This is a genomic window from Tardiphaga sp. 37S4, assembly GCF_021044645.1.
Taxonomy (GTDB): domain Bacteria; phylum Pseudomonadota; class Alphaproteobacteria; order Rhizobiales; family Xanthobacteraceae; genus Tardiphaga; species Tardiphaga robiniae.
Genome location: NZ_CP088008.1, coordinates 5735522 through 5751950 on the forward strand (window position 1 = coordinate 5735522; position 16429 = coordinate 5751950).

The 16429-nt window shown below is 61.7% G+C and carries 14 protein-coding genes; 1 reads left to right on the plus strand and 13 read right to left on the minus strand.

The features are described 5' to 3' along the window. Positions 1-238 precede the first annotated feature (238 nt). The 9 genes from LPB73_RS27265 to LPB73_RS27305 form a co-directional block, all read right to left on the minus strand. On the minus strand, positions 239-1279 hold the full coding sequence (locus LPB73_RS27265) for an amino acid ABC transporter substrate-binding protein (RefSeq protein WP_086936948.1): 1041 nt from the start codon (positions 1277-1279) through the stop codon (positions 239-241). A gap of 82 nt (positions 1280-1361) precedes the next feature. After that, the gene (locus tag LPB73_RS27270; RefSeq protein WP_089263709.1) at positions 1362-1964 is read right to left on the minus strand and encodes a L,D-transpeptidase; all 603 of its coding nucleotides are present in this window, start codon (positions 1962-1964) and stop codon (positions 1362-1364) included. A gap of 159 nt (positions 1965-2123) precedes the next feature. After that, a complete protein-coding gene (locus LPB73_RS27275; protein ID WP_231078806.1) occupies positions 2124-2273 on the minus strand; it encodes a DUF2474 domain-containing protein in 150 nt (49 codons plus the stop codon). After that, on the minus strand, positions 2273-3274 hold the full coding sequence (gene cydB, locus LPB73_RS27280) for a cytochrome d ubiquinol oxidase subunit II (protein ID WP_089263497.1): 1002 nt from the start codon (positions 3272-3274) through the stop codon (positions 2273-2275). The genes LPB73_RS27275 and cydB overlap by 1 nt, the downstream gene beginning before the upstream one ends. Beyond that, positions 3271-4680: a cytochrome ubiquinol oxidase subunit I gene (locus LPB73_RS27285; RefSeq protein ID WP_231078807.1), complete on the minus strand. Its 1410-nt coding sequence runs from the start codon at positions 4678-4680 to the stop codon at positions 3271-3273. Before LPB73_RS27285 ends, cydB begins: the two co-directional genes overlap by 4 nt. 344 nt (positions 4681-5024) lie before the next feature. Beyond that, a complete protein-coding gene (locus LPB73_RS27290) occupies positions 5025-5636 on the minus strand; it encodes a sigma-70 family RNA polymerase sigma factor (RefSeq protein ID WP_093757615.1) in 612 nt (203 codons plus the stop codon). A gap of 194 nt (positions 5637-5830) precedes the next feature. After that, on the minus strand, positions 5831-6568 hold the full coding sequence (locus LPB73_RS27295; protein WP_231078808.1) for a response regulator: 738 nt from the start codon (positions 6566-6568) through the stop codon (positions 5831-5833). Continuing rightward, a complete protein-coding gene (locus tag LPB73_RS27300) occupies positions 6565-8313 on the minus strand; it encodes an ATP-binding response regulator (protein WP_175369165.1) in 1749 nt (582 codons plus the stop codon). Before LPB73_RS27300 ends, LPB73_RS27295 begins: the two co-directional genes overlap by 4 nt. Then, the gene (locus LPB73_RS27305) at positions 8283-10310 is read right to left on the minus strand and encodes a sensor histidine kinase (RefSeq protein WP_231081267.1); all 2028 of its coding nucleotides are present in this window, start codon (positions 10308-10310) and stop codon (positions 8283-8285) included. Before LPB73_RS27305 ends, LPB73_RS27300 begins: the two co-directional genes overlap by 31 nt. 419 nt (positions 10311-10729) lie before the next feature. Between LPB73_RS27305 and ugpB the strand changes: the two genes are divergently transcribed. Further along, on the plus strand, positions 10730-12052 hold the full coding sequence (gene ugpB / locus LPB73_RS27310) for a sn-glycerol-3-phosphate ABC transporter substrate-binding protein UgpB (RefSeq protein ID WP_093757612.1): 1323 nt from the start codon (positions 10730-10732) through the stop codon (positions 12050-12052). A 37-nt stretch (positions 12053-12089) separates the two neighbouring features. Here the strand turns inward: ugpB and LPB73_RS27315 are convergent, their stop codons facing one another. The 4 genes from LPB73_RS27315 to LPB73_RS27330 form a co-directional block, all read right to left on the minus strand. Then, positions 12090-12941, minus strand: coding sequence for a TonB family protein (locus LPB73_RS27315; protein ID WP_231078809.1), 852 nt, complete (start codon positions 12939-12941; stop codon positions 12090-12092). Further along, a complete protein-coding gene (exbD, locus tag LPB73_RS27320) occupies positions 12938-13375 on the minus strand; it encodes a TonB system transport protein ExbD (RefSeq protein ID WP_116659928.1) in 438 nt (145 codons plus the stop codon). Before exbD ends, LPB73_RS27315 begins: the two co-directional genes overlap by 4 nt. Before the next feature lie 3 nt (positions 13376-13378). Beyond that, positions 13379-14164: a tonB-system energizer ExbB gene (gene exbB, locus LPB73_RS27325; RefSeq protein WP_231078810.1), complete on the minus strand. Its 786-nt coding sequence runs from the start codon at positions 14162-14164 to the stop codon at positions 13379-13381. A gap of 130 nt (positions 14165-14294) precedes the next feature. Then, positions 14295-16364, minus strand: coding sequence for a TonB-dependent receptor (locus tag LPB73_RS27330; protein ID WP_231078811.1), 2070 nt, complete (start codon positions 16362-16364; stop codon positions 14295-14297). Positions 16365-16429 lie beyond the last annotated feature (65 nt).

A 16429-nucleotide genomic window follows, 5' to 3' on the forward strand; every position in this document is an offset into this window, starting at 1 on the left:
GCGGGGAGAGGTCGCCGCGTCTTCGCGGCGGGTGAGGGGCATGGCAGGCGCGCGCCTCATAGGCAGTTCATCGGATCGCTCCGATGATGGGCGCCGAAGCTTCCCGTGGAATTCTTTGCTTCGAGAGTGTGAGATTGGCGCTGGCCCTGTGCCATGCCCCTCACCCGCCCCGGCGTCGCTGCGCTCTGCCGGGTCGACCTCTCCCCGCAAAAGCGGGGAGAGGTTAGAAAGAAGCAGCCTACCTAATCGGCGGCGCATATTGAATGCCGCCAGCGCTCCAGATCTGGTTGAGCCCACGCGGAATCTTCAGCTTCGAGCCTTCGCCGATATTGCGGTCGTAGACTTCGCCGTAATTGCCGACATGGCGGATGATGCGGGCGGCCCAGTCCTTCGAGAGGCTGAGGTCTTCGCCATAGGCGCCTTCGGTGCCTACCAGCCGCATCACGTCGGGCTTCTTGGACTTCAGCGCTTCGTCGATGTTCTTCGAGGTGATGCCGAGCTCTTCGGCATTGATCATGGCATAGAGCGTCCACTTCACGATCATCATCCAGTCGTCGTCACGCTGGCGCACCACGGGGGCCAGCGGCTCCTTGGAGATGACGTCGGGCAGGATCAAGTGATCGTCGGGCTTGCTCATGGTCAGGCGCAGCGCATAGAGCTGCGAGGCATCCGCCGTGAAGGTGTCGCACTGGCCGGAATTATAGGCCTTCAGGACTTCGTCCAGCTTTGGAAACTTCACTTCGGTATATTTGATGTTGTTGCTGCGGAAGTAGTCCGCGAGGTTCAGCACCGTCGTGGTGCCGTCCTGGACGCAGACCTTGCTGCCATCGAGTTCCAATGCGGAATCGATCTTGCGAGACTTCGGCACCATGAAGCCCTGGCCGTCATAATAGGATACGGCCGGGAAATAGAGATCGTAATTGGTCTCGCGCGACATGCTCCAGGTGGAATTGCGCGACAGGATATCGACCTTGCGGCTCTGCAGCTCCTTGAAGCGATCCGACGCGTCGAGCGGAACGAAGGTCACCTTCTTTGGATCGTTGAAGATCGCAGCGGCGACGGCGCGGCAGAAGTCGACATCGAAGCCGGTCCAGGTGCCCTGCGCATCCGGCGACGAGAAGCCGGGCAGGCCGGTATTGACGCCGCAGAGTACTGCGTCGCGTTTGACGGTGCGCTTCAGCGTCTTGGTGTCGTAGCGCTCATAGGTGATCGCAGCCGCAGCCACTGCAGTGGCAACCACCAGGCCGATGGCCAGCCCGGTCGTGAAAGTCCGCTTCATCCCCATGCGAAGTCCGCCCCGTCGTCAGAGAAAAATATGTCAGAGAAAAACTGGATCGAAGAGCTGCGCGGCGAGGCGCAGATCAGATTTCAGGCTTCTGCCGCACGATGACCTTGGTGCCCACCGGGATCCGCTCGTAGAGATCGGCGACATCGGCATTGACCAGCCGGAAGCAGCCGGACGATACGGCGGTGCCGATGGTGTCAGGCCGGTTGGTGCCGTGGATACGATAGACGGTGGCGCCGAGATAGAGCGCGCGGGCGCCGAGCGGATTGCCGGGGCCGCCCGCCATGAAGCGAGGAAGGTAAGGCTGGCGCGCGATCATTTCCGGCGGCGGCGTCCAGTCCGGCCATTCCGCCTTGCGTGAGATCTTCAAGAGACCCTGCCACTGGAAGCCGTCGCGGCCGACGCCGATGCCGTAACGCAGCGCGCGACCATTGCCCTGCACCACATAGAGATGGCGCTCTGAGGTCGCGATGATGATGGTGCCCGGTGCCTCGGTGGTGCGGTACAGCACCATCTGCTTCTGGAATTCCGGTTCAAGCTGAACGGAGTCGTCGGCAATCAGCCCGGGCTCGTCGCCGACATCCGGGCGCGGTTGCTGGGCGAGGCCTTGCGTGATCGACAACATCAGGCTGGCTGCGGCAACGAGTTGAAAGCCAAGCAGGCGGCGGATGTTGATCATCGCAGGCATCTCCGGTTTCGCGTCGATATTCTGTATCATCCCAGCCAAATCACGGGAACCATGAAATCAACGAGCATGGCGACAGTCCGCGGGCGGACGTCGTGAGTCGCCGGCATATTTGCCGTCCGCGGGTGACGATTTGATTAAAGGTCACCGCGTCTATTTCGGTGCGATCCACAGTCGCAGCACGTAGCTGACGAGGGTCACACTGGCGACGCCGCCCAGCCACAGCGCAACAAACCACAACAGGCGCTGTAGCAGCGGGCGCTTGCCCAAAGAGCCGGGCTTTTGCTGCGACGCAGGTGTCATCAGTGATAGCCCGCGCCGGCGCGAACTTTGCCGCGAAACACGTAATAGGCCCAGGCGGTGTAGCCGAGGATGATGGGAACCAGCACGGCGACGCCGTAGCTCATGAAATGCAGGCTGTTGTCGGGGGACGCGGCCTGCCAGATGGTGATGCTGCGCGGCACGATATAGGGCCACATGCTGATGCCCAATCCGGCATAGGACAATGCGAACAGCGCCAGCGACAGGAAGAACGGCCGGTAATCCTGTTTGGCCGCGAGGCTTCGCATCAAGAGCGCCGTGATGGCAGCAACCGCAATCGGCACCGGCGCCGTCAGGATGATGTTGGGCCAGGCGAACCAGCGCCGCGCATATTCGGCATCCAGAAATGGCGTCGCGATGCTGACGAGACCGATGGCGGCGAGCATGGCGAATAGCAGCCACCAGCTCAGCCGATAGGCCTGATCGCGCAACGCGCCTTCGGTCTTCAACACCAGCCAGGTGGCACCGAGCAGGCCGTAGCCGGCCATCAGTGCGAGGCCGGTCAGGACGCTGAACGGTGTCAGCCAGTCCCACCAGCCGCCGCCATAGTGGCGACCATTGACGACGATGCCTTGCAGGATCGCGCCGAGCGCCACGCCCTGCGCCAGTGTGGCCATCAGCGATCCGCCGGCGAAAGCGATGTCCCACAGATTGCGCTCGCGCGTGGTGCGCCAGCGGAATTCGAAAGCGACGCCGCGAAACACGAGGCCGAGCAGCATCACAATCATCGGCGTATAGAGCGCCGGCATCAGCACCGCATAGGCCAGCGGAAACGCTGCCATCAGCCCTCCGCCGCCGAGCACCAGCCAGGTCTCGTTGCCGTCCCAGACCGGGGCGACCGAGTTCATCATGACATCACGGTCTTCCTTCTTCGGGAACAGCGGAAACAGCATGCCGAGGCCGAGATCGAAGCCGTCCATCACGACATAGACGAACACGGCAAAGGCGATGATGAAGGCCCAGACGACCGCGATATCGATCATGACGCGTGCCCCGATGCGGTTGCACCCACAGCCGGGGTAATGCCCGCCGCACGACTCGGGACGTCGCCGGCCGGGCCTTGCTCATCATGATGGGGCGGCGCGGCCATGAGCCGGAGCAGATAGATCGTGCCCGCGGCGAAGACCAGGAAATAGACGATGGCGAAGGCGATCAGCGACGACGCAACGGCTGGCGCCGCCAGCGGCGAGACCGAGTCGCTGGTCCGCAGCAGGCCGAACACCGTGAACGGTTGCCGCCCCGTTTCGGTCGTCACCCAGCCGGCCAGCACGGCGATGAAGCCGGCCGGTCCCATCGCCAGCGCAAAGCTATGCAGGAATCGCGACTCATAGAACTTGCCGCGGAAGCGCATGAAGAGGCTCAGCAGCCCCAGCCCCAGCATCAGAAAGCCGATGCCGACCATGATGCGGAACGACCAGAACGTCACCGGCACCGGCGGCCAGTTTTCGCGCGGAACAGTATCGAGCCCGGCCATCGGCGCATTGAGATCATGCTTCAGGATCAGCGATCCGAGCTTGGGTATCTCGATGGCGTAGTTCACTTTGCCTTCGGCCTGGCTCGGGAGACCGAACAGGATCAGCGGCGCGCCATGGGGATGGCTCTCGAAATGGCCTTCCATGGCCATGATCTTGGTTGGCTGGTGCTCGAGCGTGTTGAGGCCGTGCTGATCGCCGGCAAGAATCTGCAGTGGCGCGACCAATGTGGCCATCCACATCGCCATGGAGAACATCACGCGCGGGCCGGGCAGGCGCGTATCCTTGAGCAGATGCCAAGCACCGACCGCGCCCACCACGAAAGCCGTGGTGAGATAGGCCGCCAGCACCATATGCACGAGACGATACGGGAAGGACGGATTGAAAATCACCTTCCACCAGTCGGCCGCAACGAACTGGCCGGCAGCATTGATGCTGTAGCCGGCCGGCGTCTGCATCCAGGAATTCGCCGAGAGAATCCAGAACGCCGAAAACAACGTGCCGATCGCGACCATCAGCGTAGCGAAGAAATGCAGCCTTGGACCGACGCGCTTCAGTCCGAACAGCATGACGCCGAGAAAGCCAGCCTCAAGGAAGAAAGCGGTGAGGACTTCATAGGCCATCAGCGGCCCGATGATCGGTCCGGCCTTGTCGGAGAAGGCCGACCAATTGGTGCCGAACTGGTAGGACATCACGATACCCGAGACCACGCCCATACCGAAGGCCACGGCGAAGATCTTGAGCCAGTAATTGAACAGGTTGAGGAAGACGTCGCGCCCGGTCCACAACCAGAGCGCTTCGAGCACGGCGAGATAGCTCGCTAGCCCGATGGAGAACGCGGGAAAGATGATGTGAAATGACATCGTGAACGCAAATTGCGCTCGGGCTAGTATGACAGGGTCAAAGCCTTCGAACATCTGCATCCGTCCATGTGTAGTCTGGACGTGTTCTATCATGCAGAGCGCGCGGGCGAAACTGCGCGAGGTCTTTGTTAGTTGGCCGCCCGGATTCGGCAACGTCTTGAAAAGGCTGTCCATCTGCCCACATTGGCGTTCGCCGTTGGACTCGTAGACAATTTGTCCAATTTTGTCAGATGTATTGCGCAGGTCGATGCGGAAGCTCGTGCGTCCGCCGACGATGACAAAGCCGTAGCTCCAAACAGAATACGACCCGGAAGGGGGCATCCCGTCCGGGTCGCTGGAGGTGGGGAGATTTACGCGAACTGACGTCTGTAACGTTGGAGCAAAAGGAACGCGGCAGATTACGCTGCGATACTGTCGATGCCGGCGGTCTTCAGGAGATCGGCGAGCTGCTTGCGGGCGTAGAACATGCGGGTCTTCACCGTCGACGCGGGGATGCCGATCAGGCCGGCGACCTCTTCCACTGACTTCTCATGATAGTAGACGAGGTTGACGATCTCGCGATGCGCCGGCGACAGCTTGGCGACACAGGCGCGAAGAATGGCGCTGGTGCGGCTGCGATCGAGCGATGCCTCAGGTGTATCGGCTTGGTCGGCGATTTCCATGACATCGTCCTGGTCGATGTCTTCATATTTACGCTGGCGTAGCGCGGTCAGTGCCTTGAAGCGTGCGATCGACAACAGCCAGGTGGAGACCTGCGAGCGGCCTTCGAACTGGCTGGCGGTCCGCCACACGTCGAGGAATACCTGACTGACCAGATCTTCCGCCGCCGACGTGTCACGCAGCATGCGGAGAACGAAGCGATAGACCCGCACATTGTGCCGGGCATAAAGCGTGTGCATCGCTGTGCGGTCGCCGCTGGCAATATTCTCCAGCAGCATCTCGTCCGAGGTGGCGCGGGCCGTAATGATACCCTGCTGACCGGCGGCATTGAGGGCGATGACGTTCTGCATGACTAACTCCCGTAAGAGACCGCGTTGCGGCTTCGTTGGGAGGATTGTTAAGGAGCCCCGGTTTCAGGGCGTCTGCTTCAAAAGCGGAAAATGGTTTCATGGAACCGGAGAATTGTTTCGTCGCAGGGTTATCGACGAAACATTCAGAGGTGAAATGCGTGTAAATTGAATGAGATAGATTCCAAAAGGGGTGCTCAGGCCTTGTCGCCCACCGGGGAGAACAAATAGCCCCCGCCGCGAATTGTACGTATCACGGCGGGTTTCGTCGGATCGGGCTCGATCTTGCGGCGGATTCGCATGATCCGTAGGTCAACCGCCCGGTCGAAAGCCTCTGCATCGCGGGCATTGGCCAGTTCGAGCAGCCGTTCGCGCGAGAGCACGCGCTTCGGATTGGCGGCGAATACCTTGAGCAGGCCGAATTCGGAGGCCGTCAGCGGATGTTCGTTGCCTTCATCATCACGCAGGGCCTGCGCTTCCAGATCGAGCCACTTCGTGCCGAAGCGCACGAGATGGTCTTTGTTCTCCTTGGCAGGCGTTGCATCTGCTGCTGCCCCCTTCACCGGCGTGCTTCGGCGCAAGACCGAGCGGATGCGCGCCATCAATTCGCGGAGTTCGCAGGGCTTGGCGATGTAATCGTCGGCGCCGAGTTCGAGGCCGACGACACGGTCGATCGGGCTTGCGGTGGCGGTGAGCATGATCACCGGCACATTGATGCGGCTCTTGAGGTCACGGATGATCGAGAGCCCGTCTTCCTCGGGCATGTTGAGGTCGAGCACCACGAGATCCGGCACCTTGGTCTCGATCTCGCTGCGCAGGCTCTTGCCGCCGTCGCACAGGGTTACGGCAAAGCCGTGCATCTTGAGATAGTCGCCCACCATCTCACGGGCGGGCGCTTCGTCGTCGACGATAACGATATGCGGGCTCTGGCTCATGACAGGCCCTCACTGGTGGCTGGCAGCAGGATGGTGAAGGTGGCGCCCTGGCCGGGGCTATGTGCATTCACCTCGCCGCCATGCATGTCGATGATGCGTTTGACGATCGACAGGCCGAGGCCGGTTGAACTTTCACCACCGGTTGGCTTGGCTGAAAGCCGCTGGAAACGACCAAACAGGCGGTCGAGATCCTCCGGCGACAGGCCGGGACCTTCGTCGCTGATGCTGATGCGGACATAATCGGCATCGCCTGTGATGAGCAGCGCGATCTTGCCGCCGATCGGGCTGTATTTGATGGCGTTGCTGACGAGATTGTCGATCGCTTCACGCATCCGGTCGGCATCGCACATGGTGAGATCGTGGTGATCCGGCGCCGAGACGGAGAGGTCCTGCTGCTTGTTCACCGCAGACGGCCGATTCGCTTCAGCGACGTCCCGGACCAGCGTCGCCAGATCGACCGGCTCACGGCGGATGGTGATATCGAAGGCGTCCGCCATGGCGTCGGAGATCAGGTGATCGACCATCGAGGTCAGTCGCTTGGTGGCGTCACGAATGTGATCGACCTGCGCGGAGATGTTTTCCTTCGGCGATCCCGCGGATATCAGCTCGGTCAGCATCTCGGTGCGGCCGAGGATCACGCCGAGTGGATTCTTCAGGTCATGGGCGACGGTACCCAGAATCTCGTTCTTGAAGCCGTTGGCGCGCTGCAGCCGCAGCCACTGCGCGGAAAGCCGGCGATTGGCCTGCATCAGGGCGCGGGTACGCTGCGCCACGCGGTCTTCCAACTGCGTATTGGCCTCGTGCAGTTGCTGATAGAGGATCACGTTGTCGAAGGCGATCGACAGCCGGCTGCCGAAGATCTCAACCAGAGAACGATCTGTCTCCGACAATTGCCGCTCCGCCTGCAGCAGCACGACAACCTCACGGCCGCTGCCGGTGCGAATATAGAGCGCCGTCCGATGGTCGGCGAAGTCGTGCTTGCGGCGCTTGAAGGCATCTTCGACCATCTGGCGCAGGTCCGGATCGAGCGACTGTGCGGTGGCGGTACCCATGAAGCGGCTGTAGCAGCCTGATCCGGCGAGGACGGCATAGTCGTCGCCGACAACGCCGCCATCGCGCAGCACCAGAATGCCGGCGCAATCGACATTCAGCAGCGAGGCGATCTGCGTCAGCACGCCTTCGGCAAGCCGCTGCATCGACTTGAAATCATAGAGCGTCGAGGCGGCGTCGATGATGATTTCGAGGCCGCGCCGTGTCTGCACCATGCGTTCGAGTTGCTGATAGCTGCGCAGCGCGGCCGTCAGCGAGGTGAACAGCTTGTCGGCGGTCAGTTCGGTCTTCGCCTTGTAATCGTTGATGTCATAGTCGACGATGACGCGGCGCTCCGGCGCCTGGCCGGGCTGGCCGGTACGCAGGATGATGCGGACGGTTTCGTTGTGCAGCTCGTTGCGGATGAACTCGACCAGTTCGAGGCCGGCCGCATCCGTCTCCATGATGACGTCGAGCAGTACGGCTGCGATATCCGTATGCTCGCGCATCAGGGCCTGGCCTTCGGCAGCGGAATAGGCCGACAGGATTTCCAGCGACTGGCCGTTCAGGGTGTAATCGCTCAGCGCGAAGCGCGTGCCCTCATGCACGGCCTGGTCATCGTCGATGACCGCGATCTTCCATTTTCGGTTATTGGATTCTTCCGGGACATCACCGGAGTCTTCAATCAGGTAGAGGACATCGTCCTGGTCGGCCATTGCGTAGTCCCGTCAAATGATCCAGCGGCGCCAGTGGCGGCCCGCGGCATGATAATGCGAAATGTCGTGCCTTGTCCCAATCTTGACTCCAGCATCATCCGGCCACCCAGCTGCTGGGTCACCAGATTGTACACGATGTGGAGGCCGAGACCGGTGCCGCCTTCGTTGCGGCGCGTGGTGAAAAACGGGTCGAAAGCCTGTCGCTGGACGTCCGGGCTCATGCCGGCGCCGTTGTCGGAGAAGCTGATCTCGATATCGTCGGTGCCGCGCGGCTTGGCGGTGATAGCGATGGCGCCGGGTTTACCGTCCGGAAATGCGTGATTGGCCGCATTCAGGAACAGATTGGTCAGGATCTGGCCGTAGGACCCGGGATAGCCATCGATCATCAGCCCGTCCGGCACGTCGACCGTCAGTGTGATCGGAGCCTTCTTAAGGACGGGGCGCAGACTGGCGATGATCTGATCGGTGGCCTCGGACAGGCTGAACTGCCGCCGTTCGGCGTGGGAACGATCGACGGCGACCTGTTTGAAGGACTGAATAAGCTCGCCGGCGCGATGCAGGTTGGCGACCAGTTGCTGTGCCGCATCGCGTGACGTCTTGACGAATTCTTCCAGTTGCGAGCGCCGCAGCGGGGCATTGGAGCGCAGCTCGGCCTCGAACATTTCCGAGCGCCGCGCGAAGCTTGATGCCACGGTGAGGCTGATGCCGATCGGATTATTGACCTCGTGGGCCACGCCGGCGACCAGACCGCCAAGTGCGGCCAGCCGTTCGGCGTCAATCAAATTCTGCTGTGCGGCATTTAGTTCGAGCAAGGCGCTCTCGGCCTTCTCTTTCGATGCACGCAGCTCGTTCTCGGCTTCGCGCTTGGCGACGGCGTTCTCACGGAACACCTCGACTGCGCGGGCCATGGCGCCAACCTCGTCCTTGGCGGCCGTGCCTTGGACCTTGCGATCATAGTCGCCTGAGGTGATCGCCCGCATCGAGGCCATGATCTGCTGCAGCGGCAGGCGGATGCTCAGCGCGATGATGATGCCTGCGGTGATGATCAGCCCAAGAAAGGCCGCCGCGATGACCATGACATTGCGGGAGATCGCCGTCAGCGTACGGTCGAAAGTGGCCTGCGCGGACTGCTCGCGCTGGCGCATCTTGACGGACAGGCCATCGATCGCAGCAATCGTGTCGGCCTGGCTGGCATCGATCGAATTGCGCAGCAGGTCCGTGCGGCTGGAGAGTTGTTCGGACAGTTTTGCGAGCCCCTGGCGGAGGGCAACTGAGCGTCCCTTGAGCCGCTGCAACGCAATACGCTGCAGATCATTGTCGGCGAGGTCGGTCATGACCGGGATAGTACGCTCGATCGTCTCGGTGTTGCGGCGTGCATCTTCGGCCGAGGCGGATGCCAGCGACAGATAATAGGCGTTGGCGGCGACCAGCATCGCGGTGAATGCCTCACGCGACTTGCCGAGTGCCGGCCAGATCAGCGCGTCGCGCTGGCCGGTGGCGCCCTCGATGATGGAGTACAGTCCCGCCATGTCCTTGGCAGGCCCAAGCACCTGTTCTTCGTAGGTCTTGGCAATGGTGGTTTGAAGCGTCCGCAATTCACCGAAGCCGCTAAGGAAGCGCTCGGTGACGCGTTCTAGCTCGGCGACCGAGCCAGACAGCATGGGGTCGGTCGAGGCACGGGTATTCAGTGTCCCAAGCACAGCCTCGCGCAGCAGCAGGATTTCGGCGAACAGTTCGGGGCTGGGCTGATTGATATAACGATGGATCAGGTTCTGCAGCCGGCCGGTCTCGCTCTCGAGCAGGGCCAGAACCTGATCGGACTGCCGGACCTGGCGCACGTCGTCCCAGGCGGAGGACAACACCCGCGAGCCGCTCCAGATCAATCCCGCCAGGACGAGGACGACCGCCGAGTTCAGGGCTGCGATGGACAAAATGCGCCAGCGGATCGGAATCGCACGGACAGCCGCGACGAGGCCGGTCCGGCCTCGCGCCGCCAGCTCGTCCTGTCCTTCAGAAACTCCGTTGTGCGGGCTCGTCACCACAGGTGTGTCATTCGGCCTTGCGAAAGGTTCAATCGGTGAGACAGCCGTGCGTCGCAACCCGGCAATTCGTTTTTTCTAGTCTGAAAGAGTTTCGTTGAGGTTGCGAGACAGTTCAATGTAGCAAATACAGGCGGTGCTGGCTATTAACCCGCAACAACTGGTTGAACTGGCGCAGTCCCGATTGAACCGAACGCCGCGAAGTCGCAACAGAGTGCTGCGGCAGATCGTGTCCGGTGAACGCCACCGTGCGGGGCAATTTCGATCAAAACTATAATGGAATCATTATTTTATTGGGCGGCGGAAGCTTTGGCCTCCCAACAAGAATGATTAGCACAGCAGGCCGGCAGCCGACGGCGTTGTAAGGGCAGAATGAAATGAAGTTGAAGGCGGCGCTCGGATATCTCGCGCTCGTGGTGACAGTCAGCCAGACGGCGACGCCCGCACGCGCCACCGACATTCAGTGGTGGCATGCGATGTCCGGAGAACTCGGCCGGCACGTCGAAAAGCTGGCCGCGGATTTCAACGCCACACAGACGGGCTATCGCATCGTTCCGGTCTACAAGGGCAACTATACCGAAACCGTCACGGCGGCGATCTTTGCCTTCCGGTCCCGGAGCCAGCCGGCCATCGTCCAGGTCAACGAAATCGCGACGGCCACCATGATGGCCGCCAAAGGCGCAACCTATCCCGTCTACGAACTGATGCGCGACCAGGCGGAGGCGTTCAATCCGTCAGCCTATCTGCCAGCCATTACGGGCTACTACACTGACATGGCCGGCAACATGCTGTCCTTCCCGTTCAATGCGTCGACGCCGATCCTTTACTACAACAAGGATCTGTTCCGTGCCGCCGGGCTCAATCCGGACGAGCCGCCGCGGACATGGCCCGAACTCGGCGCCGCTGCCAAGCGATTGCGGACGGCAGGCGCGGTTTGCGGCTTCACCACGGCCTGGCCATCATGGATCAATGTCGAGAACTTCTCGGCATTCCACAACATTCCGGTGGCGACCAAGTCCAATGGCCTTGGCGGGTTGGATGCGGTGCTCACCTTCAACAATCCGCTGATGGTGAGGCATATTACGCAACTTGCCGAATGGCAGAAGACCAAGGTCTTCGACTATAGCGGCCGTGCGACAGCGGCTGAGCCACGCTTTCAGAAGAGCGAATGCGGCATTTTCCTGGGCTCGTCGGGGACCCGCGCCGACATTCTCGCCAATGCGAAATTCGAGGTCGGCTATGGCATGATGCCGTACTGGCCGGATGTCACGGCCGCGCCGCAGAATTCGATCATCGGGGGCGCCACGCTCTGGGTACTGCGCGATCGCCCGCGCGAAGAATATAAGGGCATCGCGAAGTTCTTTGCGTTTCTTTCGCAGCCCGAAGTGCAGGCGACCTGGCATCAGAAGACGGGTTACCTGCCGATCACGCGCGCCGCCTATGAGCTCACGCGCCAGCAGGGCTTCTACGACCGCAACCCCGGCACCGTGAAATCCATCGAACAGATCACGCTCAAAGCGCCGACGGAAAATTCGAAGGGATTGCGCCTCGGCTCGTTCACGCTGATCCGTGACGCCATCGAGGATGAGCTGGAGCAGGCCTTCAGCGGCAAGAAGCCTGCGCAGGAGGCCCTCGACGCTGCAGCAGAGCGCGGCAACAAACTGCTGCGCCAGTTCGAGCGCGCCAATCCCGTGCAGTGACATCTGCCCGGTCGCGGCGCATCACGATCTTCGGTTGCTAACGAAGGTCGTATCGCAGCGGAACGTTGAACGCTTCCGTACCGCCGGTCTTCTCCGGCGGAAATGCCGGAAATGGCTGCGCGCGACGAACCATGGCGAGCGTTTCGGCATCGAGCGCTTGATTTCCCGACGATTCCAGGAGGCGAGAAGACAGCACGCGACCGCTGCGATCGAGTGTAAAGGCGATCCTGACGACTGCCGTGCCTGACTGACCGGTGCGTGCACTCTGGGGAAATTGCTTGAAGCGCTGCAAGTGTGATTGAACGAGCTGATTGTAAGACGCAGACGCTGCCCTCGATGCACCGGCAGCGGCCGCCGATGCCGCAGGCGCGATGCGTTCTGCGCGCGGTGCTGCAGTGGTCTGCGGCGCTGCCGGCGTATCGTTCGGCTTCTTCTTGACCTCGGCGCGTATCGGCTTCGGCTTGGGCTTTTCCGGCACCGGCTTTGGCGGATCGGGAATGATCTTGGCAGGCTCGGGCGGGGGAGGCGTCGGCTCGGTCTTCTGCTCGGGCGGCGCTTCGACGACCGGCTTCTCCATTAGCGGCGTCGGCGGGATCTGTTCTTCCACCTGCTTCTGCTGAACCGGTTCGGGCGGCGGCTCGGACGGTGCGTCCGACTGCTGCATCTCGGGACCAGGGGCGATATCCAGCGGCTGCGTTTCAGGCGCGGCGGTGGCCGGCGCCATGTCGATCATGATGGTGGGCATCGTAACGCCCGGCGGGTTTGGCTGATGGTACCACCAGATTCCTGCGGCGATCAGGCCGGCATGGATCGCGACGATAGCGATCGCCGACCCGGTCCAGCGAAGACCGACGTTGTCGGTCGGCGCATGTAGCGCAAAGACGTTCATGGCGTGGAGGTTCGTCCGTCGAGGCCGACCAGCGCGATCTTGAGATAGCCTGCGTTGCGCAGCAGGTTCATCACTTCCATCAGATCGCCATAGCTCACGACCTTGTCCGCGCGCAGGAAGATGCGCTCGTCCTTGTTATTCTTGGTCGCAGCATCCAGCGTGCCGCTCAGCGTATCGCGCGGGATGATGTCTTCGCCGACGGCGATCGTCAGGTCAGGCTTGACGGTGACGAAGACCGGCTTGTCGGGACGCGGTTGTGGTTCGACGGCGCTTGCCGGCAGGTCGACACCGAGATCGACCGTTGCAAGCGGCGCTGCCACCATGAAGATGATCAGCAGAACCAGCATCACGTCGATGAAAGGCGTCACATTGATTTCGTGGTTGACTTCGAGGTCGTCACCGCCGCCTGAGCGTCCACCTAATCTTGCAGCCATGGTCTATTCCGCCGCCCGCGAGATTGGCATGCCGCGACGGCCGTGATCGCGGCTCATCAGCAGCATGACCTGCGCGGAGGCATCGCCGAGCAGCGCACGGTAAGTCGTGATGTTGCGAACGAGCTGGTTATAGATCACCACGGCCGGAATGGCTGCGACGAGACCAAGTGCTGTCGCGAGCAAGGCTTCGGCGATGCCCGGCGCGACGACGGCGAGGTTGGTGGTCTTGGTTTCCGAAATGCCGATGAAGGCGTTCATGATGCCCCAGACGGTTCCGAACAGGCCGACAAAGGGCGCAGTCGCACCAATCGTTGCGACGACGCCGATGCCGCGGGAGATCCGGCGCGACATTGCCTGTTCGACGCGCTCAAGCCGGAGCGCAATACGCTCCTTGAAGCCGTCATCGAACAGTCCATGGGAGAGGGCAGTCTCGCGCACCGCCGAATGAATGAGCTGGGCCACGGGATCGCGGGCATCGGCGCTGTCGCGCTCGACCTGGGCTAGCGTCGTGTCGCTTTCCAGTATGTCGAGCCGCCGTTTGGCGGACCGTGTTTCGCGGTTGAGTTCGATGGTCTTTGCGAGCCAGACCGTCCAGGTCACCAGCGAGGCGATGGCAAGACCGATCATCACGGCCTTCACCACGATATCGGCGTTCATGAACATGCCCCATGGGGACAGATTATGCGGCAGCAGCGCTTCCGTGGTCGCAGCTACAGCAAACTGCGGAAGCGCCGCCGTTCCGCTAACCGCCACCAATACAGTTGTGATGGGAGACCAGGATCTTGTCATAGGGGCTGCATTCCGTCGGTCGAAGTTTGCAATGGGAGATGATGGCGAAGAATACCTTCGCATGTGAACGATGTCGCCCTCTGGAGGCCGAGTTGAGGTCCAAACTGGAGCGATTCCAAGGTCATTGGGCTCAAAATCTCATACTCGTGAAGAGGCGCACACCGCGTCCGGGCTGCAGCACCTCCGCCTTCTTGAAGGAGATGTGGTTGCGGACCTGTTCGTCGAGCAGATTGTCGCCGGTCACGCCAAAGGTGATGTCGCGCAGGCCGCCGTCGACCTTCGCGAATGTGTGGGTATAGCTCACCTCAGCCTTCAGCAGATTGTAGCCGGCAGTCGACGTTTCATTGAGCGCAATGTCGTTCTGCGTGAATGCATGCAGGACACCCAGACGGGCATACCATTCAGCGCTGCGCCACCAGACGCCGCCGCCCACACGCATCGGTGCGATGCGCGGAACGTTGCTGCCATCGGCAAAGGTCGCGCGGACCACGTCGAATTGGGTGTCGATTCCGAGCATGCCGTCGCTGAGTGGCGTCACGTCGAGTTGTGCCATCAGCTCGGCGCCGCGGAAATTCGCATCTCGCTGACCGTAGGCCACTTGCAGCAGTGGGCCGGTCGCGCCGCAGCTTGCGAAAGTGTCGGTGCAGAAGTTGCCGGTCACCTGCTTGAAGATGAAATCAAGATAGCGCGTGTAGTAGAGACTCGCCTCGAAGCGAAGCTGGCCGCTGCTGCGTTTCAGGCCGACTTCGACCGACTCTGCGGTTTCGATTTTCAGATCCGGATTGCCGATGACGAAAGTGCCGGATGCGCCGTCGGAGCCGCGCGAATAAAGCTCAGGCGCGGCAGGCGCGCGCTGCGCACGCTGTACGCTCAGATTGGCAACCATGTCCCAGGGCAGTGATTTCAGCAGTCCGAAGCTGAAGCTCTTCGGGGTGAAATCGCGTGTCGCTGCGGTCTCGGAAAATGTGTCGGGTGGTGGCAGGAAATTGCTGGGGAAGATTGGCGCCATGCCGGAGACTGACAGGCTCTCGATACGGCCTGCGGCCTGGAATTTGAGTGTGTCCGAGAGCTGCAATTGCTCGAACACGAAGCCTGCGACCGTGTCCGTATTGGTGGGAGCGAGCAGCCCGCCGAGCAGGCCTGCAGTGCCGAGCTTGCGGTTGCTGGCCTGTACGCCCCAGCTTCCGGTCAATGCGCCGAGCGGTGTTGCGACCGCGGCGTGGTCCAGTTCGAAGCGGCCTTCGATTTCCTTGTTGGTGATGGTGTTCTGCAGGCCGTCGACGCCATTGCCGCCGATGCCGAGCTCGCCATGCTTGTAGTCGCTGACACCGAACGTATAGCGGATCGCGGCGATGCCGTCGGTGGGCGCGCGCCATTCGCCCTTGCTGGTCACCTTGGTCTGTTCGAGATCGATGCGAGTCCGCGACGCGGATTCGGCGATGCCGGGGATATGATACAGGCTGGTGATGTGCTGGATCGCGGTGCCGATATAGCCGCCATCGAAGATGTAGGAACCGCCGACCGACTGGCCTTCCGAGCGTAGCCTTGTATTGGCCTGCACGCCGCCGCCGGGAATTCTGTAATCGCCGGCGCTGCGGCCGAAGGTATCGACGTGAATGGCGACATTGTTGCCTGAGGCATCGATGCTGGCCGCGCCGTCGATACTACTATCCACCGAGGAGCCGCCGCCCTTGATGCGTGCGCTGAAATTGTCCGGCACGAGATTTTCCGGAATGCGGTTGTTGCTGGCATTGACGACGCCACCGATGGCCTGATTGCCATAGCGCAGCGTTGCGGGACCGCGGATCACCTCGATCTTGTCGGCGGAGAGCGGATCGACCGGGACCTGATGATCCTGGCTGAAATCCGATGCGTCCTGGCTGCCGATGCCGTTCTCCTGAATGCGAACACGATAGTCATCGAGGCCGCGGATATTCGGCCTGCTCGCGCCCGGCGCAAAGGTCGATGCCGCAACGCCCGGCTGGGTTGCCAGTAAGTCGGCGATGGAGGCCGAGGTAGTGCGTTGGAGGGCGTCGCCGGTCAGCAGGGTGGTGGACTGGAAGGCGTCCGCTTCTTTCTGCCGCTCGGCACTGACCACGATTTCCGACAGCGTTTGTCCCTCCTGGGCCTTCGCCTCTCCAATCCAGATTGATGAGAGGCACGCTGCCCCCGTGATTGACGCCCACAACCTCAAACTCACGCCATTCCCCAACGTTCTTGATCTGATGCAAATGCTAATGCGAACTATTCGCAATAAGAAGCGGG

Coding starts and splice junctions, on each gene's coding strand:
- LPB73_RS27265 (WP_086936948.1), bottom strand. CDS start 1,279: ATGAAGCGGACTTTCACGACCGGGCTGGCCATCGGCCTGGTGGTTGCC.
- LPB73_RS27270 (WP_089263709.1), bottom strand. CDS start 1,964: ATGATCAACATCCGCCGCCTGCTTGGCTTTCAACTCGTTGCCGCAGCC.
- LPB73_RS27275 (WP_231078806.1), bottom strand. CDS start 2,273: ATGACACCTGCGTCGCAGCAAAAGCCCGGCTCTTTGGGCAAGCGCCCG.
- cydB (WP_089263497.1), bottom strand. CDS start 3,274: ATGATCGATATCGCGGTCGTCTGGGCCTTCATCATCGCCTTTGCCGTG.
- LPB73_RS27285 (WP_231078807.1), bottom strand. CDS start 4,680: ATGTTCGAAGGCTTTGACCCTGTCATACTAGCCCGAGCGCAATTTGCG.
- LPB73_RS27290 (WP_093757615.1), bottom strand. CDS start 5,636: ATGCAGAACGTCATCGCCCTCAATGCCGCCGGTCAGCAGGGTATCATT.
- LPB73_RS27295 (WP_231078808.1), bottom strand. CDS start 6,568: ATGAGCCAGAGCCCGCATATCGTTATCGTCGACGACGAAGCGCCCGCC.
- LPB73_RS27300 (WP_175369165.1), bottom strand. CDS start 8,313: ATGGCCGACCAGGACGATGTCCTCTACCTGATTGAAGACTCCGGTGAT.
- ugpB (WP_093757612.1), top strand. CDS start 10,730: ATGAAGTTGAAGGCGGCGCTCGGATATCTCGCGCTCGTGGTGACAGTC.
- LPB73_RS27315 (WP_231078809.1), bottom strand. CDS start 12,941: ATGAACGTCTTTGCGCTACATGCGCCGACCGACAACGTCGGTCTTCGC.
- exbD (WP_116659928.1), bottom strand. CDS start 13,375: ATGGCTGCAAGATTAGGTGGACGCTCAGGCGGCGGTGACGACCTCGAA.
- exbB (WP_231078810.1), bottom strand. CDS start 14,164: ATGACAAGATCCTGGTCTCCCATCACAACTGTATTGGTGGCGGTTAGC.